Source organism: Paraburkholderia sp., from assembly GCF_035948235.1.
In the GTDB taxonomy this organism is placed as follows: Bacteria; Pseudomonadota; Gammaproteobacteria; order Burkholderiales; family Burkholderiaceae; genus Paraburkholderia.
The window spans coordinates 22,915-32,775 of the sequence record NZ_DASZJJ010000208.1 but is presented as its reverse complement, the minus strand read 5'-3'; the positions used below and the strand labels follow the sequence as shown (position 1 = coordinate 32,775).

At 70.3% G+C, this 9,861-nt stretch carries 1 protein-coding gene; it reads right to left on the bottom strand.

Annotated features, from left to right (window positions below):
- The coding region (locus VG320_RS17905) for a non-ribosomal peptide synthetase (RefSeq protein ID WP_327201424.1) at window positions 1-9,795 on the bottom strand (9,795 nt) is incomplete at its 3' end.
- Window positions 9,796-9,861 lie beyond the last annotated feature (66 nt).

The window sequence follows — 9,861 nt, the reverse complement described above, 5'->3', positions numbered from 1 at the left end:
ACCCGACCAGCGTTCCAGTTCTGCATACGTCAGTGATTGCGCCTCACACCGCAGCGCCACCGCATCAGGCGAGCGCCGCGCCTGCGCCACCAGCGACTCCGCCAGCGAGCCAAAACCATAAACACGCGCTTCCTGCACACGCGCCGTCTCGGGCAACGCCAACTCACCGACATGCCGCGCGCCATCCTCGACGATCCGCGCCAGCAACGCTTCATACTGCGCAGCAAGCGTCTCAACCGTCGCGCGGTCGATACGCGCGCCGTCCCACGCCCACTCGATCGCCAGACGCCCGCGCGGAATCACCGAAACAGCCAGCGGATAATGCGTCGGATCGACCGAATCGGCGCGCTCGATCGTGAGCGTCGCCGCCCCGGCCGCATCGTCGCTGCCAGAGTCGTCGACGGGATAGTTTTCGAACACGAACAGGCTGTCGAACAGCGCATCGGCGCTGCGGCCGGTCCACTGCTGCACGCGGGCGAGTGGCGTGTGCTCGTGCTCGCGCAACTCGCCAAACTGGCGCTGCAGATCGCCGAGCCACTCGCCGATCCGCGCCTGCGGCGTCACCTCGACCCACACCGGCAGGCTGTTGACGAACAGACCGAGCATGTCCGCGACGCCCGGCAGTTGCGCGGGCCGCCCGCCCAGCGTGGTGCCGAACGCCACGCTGCGATGGTTCACACGGCGCGCGATCAACAGCGCCCACGCGCCCTGCATCAGCGTGTTAAGCGTGACGCCATGTCGGCGTGCGGCGTCGTTCAGACGCGCGCCCAGATCGCCGCGCAACTCCACGCGGCGCACATGCGTGCCCGGCTCGTCGCCCAGGCACGGCGGCAGCGCCGCGAGCAGCGTCGCGGGTTCGCCCGCCGCCTGCGCACGCGCGCGCCACCATGCTTCGCCCTGATCGGCGCCCGCATGACGCTCCAGCCATTCGACGTAGCGCCGGAACGGCTGCACGGGCGCGAGCACAGGCGTCAAACCGTCCTTGCGCGCGCGATAGTCGCGCAGGATCTCGTCGAGCAGGCGCACCGTGCTCCAGCCGTCGAGCAGCAGATGGTGGTAGGTCCACACCAGATCGGCCACGCCGTCTTCGCGCGCGATCAGCGCGAGGCGCATCAACGGCGCCGCGTCGGGCGCGCAGCCTGCCGCCAGATCGCGCTCGCGCCACGCGGCCAGCGCGGCTTCGTAATCGGCCTCACGCGAAAAATCGAGTTCGACGTAAGGCAGTTCCACGTGGCGCTGGACGATCTGCATCACCGTGCCGCCCTGTCGCCATTCGAAGCGCGTGCGCAGCACCGCATGGCGCGCCAGCGCAGCCTGCCATGCCGCTGCCAGCGCCGCACGGTCGAGCGGACCGCGCAACGTCAGGCGCAACTGATTGAGATACGCATGCCGCTCCGGCTCCGCGAGGACGTGATACAGCAGGCCCGTCTGCAGCGGCGTGGCGGCGTAGACGTCCTCGACGTGCTCGGGCGTGAGGCCCAGCGAGCGCCACAGCGAATCGGCTTCGGCCTTCGCCTGAGGCGCGCTCGCGGCGGGCGCAGCTTCGGCAGCCACCGCCACCCGCACGAGGCGCTCGACTGTCGGCGCTTCAAACAGTTGGCGCGGCGTGATGCGCAGCCCCGCTTCAGCCGCAAGCGCGACGATCTGCAGGCTGAGGATCGAGTCGCCGCCCGCCATGAAGAAGTTGTCCGTCACGCCAATCGCGTCGCTGCGCAGCACCGTGCGCCAGATCGCGAGCAGGCTGGCTTCGGCTGGCGTCTGCGGTTCGCGGTGCGTGTGCGTCGCCGCGTCGGCCAGCGGCGCGGGCAGCGCGCGGCGGTCGATCTTGCCCGACGGCGTAAGCGGCAGCGCGTCGAGCACGACCAGCGCCGCCGGCACCATGTATTCGGGCAAGCGACCCAGCAGATGCGCGTTGATGTGCGCGGCGTCCAGATCCGCTCCACCCGCGACGTAACCGACCAGACGCGCCACGCCGCCGTGCGCGTGCAGCACCACCACGGCGTCGCGCACGCCCGCGCAGCGGCGCAGCACGGCTTCGATTTCGCCAGGTTCGATGCGGTGGCCACGCAGCTTGATCTGCTGGTCGAGGCGGCCCAGATAGCTCAGCCGGGCGTCGCTGCCGACGCGGCACAGATCGCCCGTGCGATACATACGCGCACCGTTGCCGGTGGGGTCCGGCACGAAGCGCTCGGCGGTCTGCGCCGCGCGCCCCAGATAGCCGCGCGCGAGATTTGCCCCGCCGATGCACAGCTCGCCCACGCCGCCCGCCGGGACCGGTTCGCCTGCACGGCCCACCACGCGCAGCGCGTTATCGGCCAGCGCGTGGCCGAGCGCCACGGGCGCGGCGCGCGTAACAGTATCGGCGGCGGACCAGATGGTCGTTTCGGTCGGGCCGTACATATTGCGCAGATCGACGCCCGCGTCCAGCAGCGTCGCCGCTAGATCGGGCGGCAGCGCCTCGCCGCCGCACAGGCCCTTGAGCGCGCGGCCGCGCCAGCCGCCCGCGAGCAGCAGTCTCCAGCCCGAAGGCGTGGCCTGGAACACGCTCGCGCGGCTCGCTTCGAGCAGCGCCGCGAGGCGCACGCCATCGCGCTGGGTTGCGCGGCTCGCCAGTTCGACGCGCGCACCCACCGTGAGCGGCAGATACAGTTCGAGCAGCGAAATATCAAACGATGCCGAAGTCGCCGCAAGCCAGACGTCATCGGCACGCAGCGCCACAAAATCGCCGACGCCCGCGAGCAGGCGGTCAAACGCGCCGTGCGGGATCGCCACGCCCTTCGGCTTGCCGGTCGATCCCGACGTGTAGATCACGTAGGCGAGGCGCGTTTCGTCAATGACTTCGGTGACGTCCATGACGTCGCTAGCGTCGATAGCGACGTCGGCGCTCGCGCGCAACGCGTTCGCATCGAGCACCGTGCGCTGCGCCAGCGCCGCGCCGAGCGTCGCGCGGCCATCGTCGTCGGCGATTACGCAGTCGATGTTGGCGTCGTCAAGCATGGCGACAAGGCGTTCGGCCGGATAGTCGGGGTCGAGCGGCACGAACGCCGCCCCGGCGCGCAATACGCCCAGGCAAGCGGCAAGCAGCGCAGGCGAGCGCCCCACGCACACGCCCACGCGCGCTTCGGCGCGCACTCCCAGGCGCCGCAACGATGTGCCGACGCGCGCGGCCCACGCCGCGAGGTCGCCGTAGCTCACCGTGTCGCCGTCACAGGCCAGCGCGATGGCGTCGGGCTGCTGCCGCGCGACGCGCTCGAAGCGCGCATGCACCGGCTCATAGCGATGCGCGGGCAGCGCCCCCGCCACCGACGCCCCATCGTCGAAGGCAAACGAGGCGACGCGCGCATCGTCCGCGCGGCTCCATTGTTCGAGCAGCGCGGCAAGCTGCTGCGTCATGCGCGTGGCCGTCGCCGCGTCGAACACATCGCGCGCGTAGGTCAGCGTCATTCGCAGCGCGCCATCGGCCTGCCCGGCCAGGTTCAGCACCAGATCGAACTGCGCTTCCGATCCTTCTTCTCCGCGCGTGCGCAACCGCAGCCCGGCATCCAGATCGGCGTCGAACGCGTGCGACTGCTGCTGGTTGACCATTACCTGGAACAGCGGCGTCTGCGCCAGATCGCGCTCGGGCTGCAAGGCATCGACCACATCGGCGAAAGCGACGTCCTGATGCGCATACGCTTCGAGCAGACGTTCGCGCACCTGCTCGACGAGTTCGCCTGCGCGCGTCATGCCGTTGACCTCGGTGCGCAGCACGACCGTGTTGACGAAGAAGCCGACGAGGCGCATCGCGCCCGGCAGATCGCGATGCGCGACCGGCACGCCGATGCGGATATCAGCCTCGCCCGTATGTCGATGCAGCAGCGCGTTAAAGGCCGCGATCGCGGTCATGAAAAGCGTGGCGCGGCGCGTCTGTGCCTGGGTTTTCAGCGCGCCAACCACCGCCGCCGGCAGCGTGGCGCTCACGCGTGCGCCCGCGCTGTTGCGCGCTCCCGTGCGCACGCGGTCGACCGGCAGCGCGAGCGGCGCATTCGCGCCCGCGAGACGCGTTTTCCAGTAGTCGAGCTGGCGTTGCGCGCCGCCGTTCGCGAGCTTGTCGGCCTGCGCACGCACGACCGCGCGCCAGTGGGCGTCGTCGCTTTCGACGGGCGTGTCTGTCTTCGCATCGCGATGCGCGCGATAAGCGCTCACAAAATCGTCGAGTAACACGCCAATCGACCAGTCGTCGGCGATCAGGTGGTGCATCACGAACTGCAGCACGTGCAGGTCGGCACGCACGCGGATCAGCGTGACACGCAGCGGCGCAGCATTCAGCACATTCAGCAGATCGAACGGTTGCGCGAGCAACTTGTCGAGCAGCGTCGCGAGCGGACCTTCGTGCGCGGCGGCGTCCACGTCATGCAGATCGCAGCGCGCCGTGTTCTGGATGGTGAGATGAGGCACGCCGCCCGCTTCGCCGAAGCGCATGCGCAGCGCAGCGTGACGCGCGACCAGCGCGTTCAGCGCCGCTTCCAGCGCCGCGCGATCCAGCGTGCCTTCCAGGTCGAGCGCACCGTTGACGTGATAGGCGGCGCTGTGCGGATCGAGCTTCCAGAGGAACCACAGGCGCTGCTGGCCGGCGCTGAGCGGGAGCGTGTCCGTCTGCACGTGTGCCGTGTCGGCATCGGCATCGGCATCGGCTTCGGCTTCGGCCTGCACATCGGCAACTTCAACGCCATTCGCCGCCTTCACCGCCGCTGCGAAATCGCCCAGCACCGGGCAATCGAACAAAGAGCGCAGATCGGGGGCCGCGCCGAACGACGCGCGCACCGCAGCGAGCACGCGCACCGCAAGCAGCGAATGGCCGCCGAGCGCAAAGAAGTCGTCGCCCGCGCTCACGCGCGGCAGCTCCAGCACCTGCTGCCAGATGCCCGCGAGCGTGCGTTCAGTGGCGTCGCGCGGCGCGATGAACGCGTCATGCGCAGCATCGGCAGCATCGGTCGGCGCAGGCAGGGCGCGGCGATCGAGCTTGCCGTTGGTCGTCATCGGCAGGCTGTCCAGCACGAGCAGGCGCGTCGGCACCATATGCGCAGGCAGGGCGGCACGCGCATGCGCGCGCACTTCGTCGACCGTCAGCACCGCACCCGCCGTCGCCACGACCCATGCGACCAGCTGCTGATCGCGCACTTCCACCACGGCCGCGCGCACGCCTGCCTGTGCACGCAGCGCGGCCTCCACTTCGCCCGCTTCGATGCGGAAACCGCGCACCTTCAACTGGCTGTCGTTGCGGCCCAGATAGTCGATATCGCCATCGGCCAGACGCCGCGCGACGTCGCCCGAACGATAGCGGCGCGCACCCGGCGCGCCAAACGGATCGGGCACGAAGCGCTCGGCGGTCAGCGCCGCGCGGCCCAGATAGCCGCGCGCCAGCCCCGCGCCGCCCACATAAAGCTCACCGACCGCCCCCGCCGGCACCGGCCTGGCCGCGCCGTCAAGCACCTGCAGCGACAGATCGGCCAGCGGCGCGCCGATCACGCTCGGCGCCGCGCCCGTGAAAATGTCCTCGCGCCGCAGCCTGCGCAGCGTCACGTGGACCGTGGTTTCGGTGATGCCGTACATGTTGACAAGCGCGGGCGCGGCTAGCGACTGCGCCTCGCGCGCCGAAAGCCAGCGCGCCAGCGCCGACGGTTCGAGCTTTTCGCCACCGAAGATCACATAGCGCAGCGAATCGAAGGCGTCGCGCGCCTGGCCGCCTGCCAGTTGCGTCGCGTCGTAATCGCCCAGCGCATCGAACGCCGATGGCGTCTGGTTCAGCACCGTCACGCGCGTGTCGCGCATCAGGCGATGCAGCCGGGCGGGATCGCGCGCCACGTCCTGCGGCACGATCACGAGCGTGCCGCCGTGAACCAGCGCGCCGAACAGCTCCCATACCGAGAAGTCGAACGCGTAGGAGTGGAACAGCGTCCAGACGTCCTGCGCCGAGAAACCGAACTCCGGCGCGGTGGCGTCGAACAGGCGCGCCAGATTGTCCTGGGTGACGCCGACGCCCTTCGGCTGCCCGGTCGAACCCGAGGTGTAGATCACATAGGCGAGCTGCTGGGGATCGACGGCGGGCGCATCGAAGGAGGCGTCGGCGGCGTGGGTTGTTTCATCCGCGCCTGGCACGGCCAGATGCCTGACGTCCGGCAGCAGGGTCGCGAATCGCGCGGCCTGTTCCGCGTCGCAGAGCACGAGCGAGAGCCCCGCATCGGCGGCGATGTAATGCAGGCGTTCGTCGGGATAGGCGGGGTCGAGCGGCACGTAGGCCGCGCCTGCGCGCAGCACGCCCAGCAGCGTCGCCACCAGTGCGGGCGAGCGCCCCATCGCCACGCCGATGCGCACTTCGCGCGTGCGGCCCGCGCAGGCGCGCGCGCACAGGTTCGCGATACGCGCGGACCAGGCGTCGAGCGCGGCGTAGCTGAGCGACGTGATAGCGCCGTTATCGGCGGGATACAGCAGCGCGGTCGCGTCGGGCTGCGCGCGCGCGATGGCAGCAAGACGCGCGCTCACCGGCTCGAATGCGTAAGCCGCGCGCGGCGGCGCAGGCGGCGTGTCCGTCTGCAGCGCGATATCCGCGAGACGGGCAGGCGGCTGCGTCTGCCCGGCGCTAACCGCATCGGCAAGTTGCGCGAGGATCGCGTGGAACTGGAGCGCGAGCCGTTCGACCGTCGCGCGCGACACACGCCGCGCGTCGTGACGCCACTTGAGCGCAAGGCCCTCGCCCGCTGCGCGGCCCGGCGTCACGATCAGCGTGAGCGGGTAATGCGTGCCGTCCACGGTCTGGACCGCGCGCACGTCGAAGGCGCTCTGGCCCGCTTGCAGTGCGTCTTCGAGCGGATAGTTCTCGAACACGATCAGGCTGTCGAACAGCCCTTCGCCCGCCACGCCCGCCCATTGCTGGAGCTTCGCAAGCGGCGTGTGCGCGACGTCCTGCAACGCCACGGTCTGCGCGTGGATCGTGCGCAGCCAGGCGGCGGGCGCGGCGGCGGGCTCGACATCGACCCACAGCGGCAGACTGTTGATAAAGAGGCCGACGATCGAATCGGCATCGGCGAGATCGGCTGGACGACCCGACACCGTCGCGCCGAACGCCACCTGCGCACGGCCCGCGAAGCGGGCGAGCACCAGCGCCCACGCGGCTTGCACCACCGTGTTGAGCGTCACGCGCGCGTCCTGCGCGGCGCGCGTAAGGCGAGCCTGGAGTGCGGGCGCGAGCGACTCGATCAGCATCGGCTCGGCTTGCGCGGTGGCCGGTGTGTCGGCGGCGCGCAGATCCGGGCCGAGTGCATCGGCCAGACGCGCGGGATCGTCGCGCGTGGCCAGGCGCTGGGTCCAGAACGACTGTGTGTCGGGCTGTTCCGCCAGCCATTTCACGTAGCGCGAGTACGGCGCGGCGGCGACTTGCGCGGGCGTCTCGCCGCGCGCGGGCGCTTCATAGGCGCGCGCGACTTCGGCCAGCACTTGCGCGCTCGACCAGCCGTCGGTGAGCGCGTGGTGATGCGTCCAGACCAGCTCGTGCGCGCCGTCGGGACGCGCGAACAGATCGACCCGCATCAGCGGCGCACGCGTGGCGTCGAAGCCGGTTTCTACAAAGTCGCGGCAGGCGGTGTCGATGTTGTCCGCGTCGATGCCGTGCAGCGCGAACGGTACTTGCGCTTCGCGTTCGACGATTTGCAGCGGCTCGCCCTCGGCAGGCCAGACGAAGCGCGTGCGCAGCACGGCATGACGCGCGGCGACGTGCTGCCACGCGGCGCGCATTGCGTTCACGTCGAGCGCGCCGCCCGCGCGCGCTACCAGCGTCAGGCGCATCTGTCCAACGTAGAGGCCCGGCTGGCCTTCCAGCATGCCGTGGAACAGCAGGCCCTGCTGCATCGGCGTGGCCGGGTAGATGGCTTCGAGCGTTTTCGCGGCTTCGGCGGTAAGACCGGCGCGTGCGAGCAGCGCGGCGTCGAGGGTGCTCCTCTCTTGCGGCGCAGCGGGCGCGGCGGTCGCTATGGGTGCTGAAGGCGCCGCGCTCTTTGCCACGCGCGCCGCGCCCTCGACGGTCGGATTGTCGAACATCTGACGCGGCGTCAGGCGCAGACCGGCGCGGCGTGCTTTCGCGATTACCTGCAGGCTCAGAATCGAGTCCCCGCCGACTTCGAAGAAGTTATCGGTTACGCCGATCGCATCGCTCTTCAGCACCTCGCGCCACACCGCGAGCAGCGCGCGCTCGTTGTCGTTGCGCGCTTCCACGATGGCGGGCGCTGCCGCGCCGCCCGCGTGTTCGGCCAGTTCGAGCGGCCAGGGCAGCGCCGCGCGATCGACCTTGCCGTTCGCGGTGAGCGGCAACGCCGCCAGCACGCCGATGGCCGTCGGCACCATGTAGTCGGGCAACTCAGCCGCCAGCTGGGCACGCAGCGCCTCGCCGTCGAGCGGCGTTTGCGCGGTCACATAGCCGATCAGACGCAGCGCGCTCTCCTCCTCATCGTTGTCGCGACGCGCGACCACGACCGCATCGCGCACGCCGTCCAGCAGGCGCAGACGCGCAGCCACTTCCTCCGGCTCGACGCGATAGCCGCGAATCTTCACCTGATCGTCCAGACGGCCCAGGAACGCGAACTCGCCGCCCGGCAGTTGCTTGACCTTGTCGCCGGTGCGATAGAGCCGCCCGCCGCCACCACGCGGATCGGGCACGAAACGTTCGGCGGTGAGCGCGGCGCGGTTCAGATAGCCGCTCGCCACGCTGTCGCCGCCGATGCACAACTCGCCCGCGACGCCGCGCGGCACCGGATTGCCGTCCTTGTTGAGCACCGCCGCACGCACATGCGCGAGCGGCGTGCCGAGCGGCAGCGTCGCGCCGAGGCTCTCGCCGCCATGGCGCGTGAGCACACCGACGGTCGTTTCAGTCGGGCCGTAGTGATTCATCACGACGCATGCGGGGCGCAGCGCGGCGATGCGCGCGGCCAGCCGCGTCGCCGCAGGCTCGCCGCCCACCACCACGCAGCGGCGCGGCAACACGGCCTCGGGACACGCGGCCTGCATCAGCGCGTCCAGGTGGCTCGGCACGATTTTGAGCAGATCGACTTCGCGCGCTTGCATGAAGGCGGCGAAGGCGTCGGGATCGGCGGCGATCTGCGCATCGACGAGATGCAGCGTCCAGCCATTCCACAGTGCGCCGAACAAGGCGGTGTGGCCGAGGTCAGCGGCCGGCGTCGAAATGTAGGCGGCGCTGCGCACGCCTTCGGGTACGCGCTCGCTCACGCTGGCCAGGTATGCGCCGAGCGCCGCGTGGCCGATTTCCACGCCCTTCGGACGCCCCGTCGAGCCGGACGTGTAGATCACGTAAGCGGGCCATTGGACGAGATCGGCCGCGTCGGCGATCACGTCATCGGCCTGCTCGCCTTCACGCCACGCCTGCGGTGCGAGCGTGGTCACGCCTGCGGGCAGCCACTCGGGCGCGCTGTGGGCCAGCAGCACGCGCGCGCCGCAATCCTCGGCCTGCCAGCGCAGACGCGCAGCGGGCAAAGCGGGATCGAGCGGCACGTAACACGCGCGCAAGCGCCAGACGGCGAGAATGCTCGCGACCAGCGCGACTTCGCGCGGCAGCGCCAGCGCCACGCGCGTGCCCGCGCCCACACCTTGCTCGCGCAGCGCCGCGGCCAGACGCCCCGACCACGCCCACAGCGCAGCCCAGTCGAGGGTCTCGTGTACATCGGCGACGGCGTTTGCCTGCGGGCTCGTGCGCACCACCTCCTGAACGCGAATGAGAAGAGCTTCGGTTTTCAGCTTGTTCGATTCCATGTTGCCTCGTCCGGTTCACTACTGCCGATGTCGCTTGAACACCGGCACGGAAATTTCAATCGACGC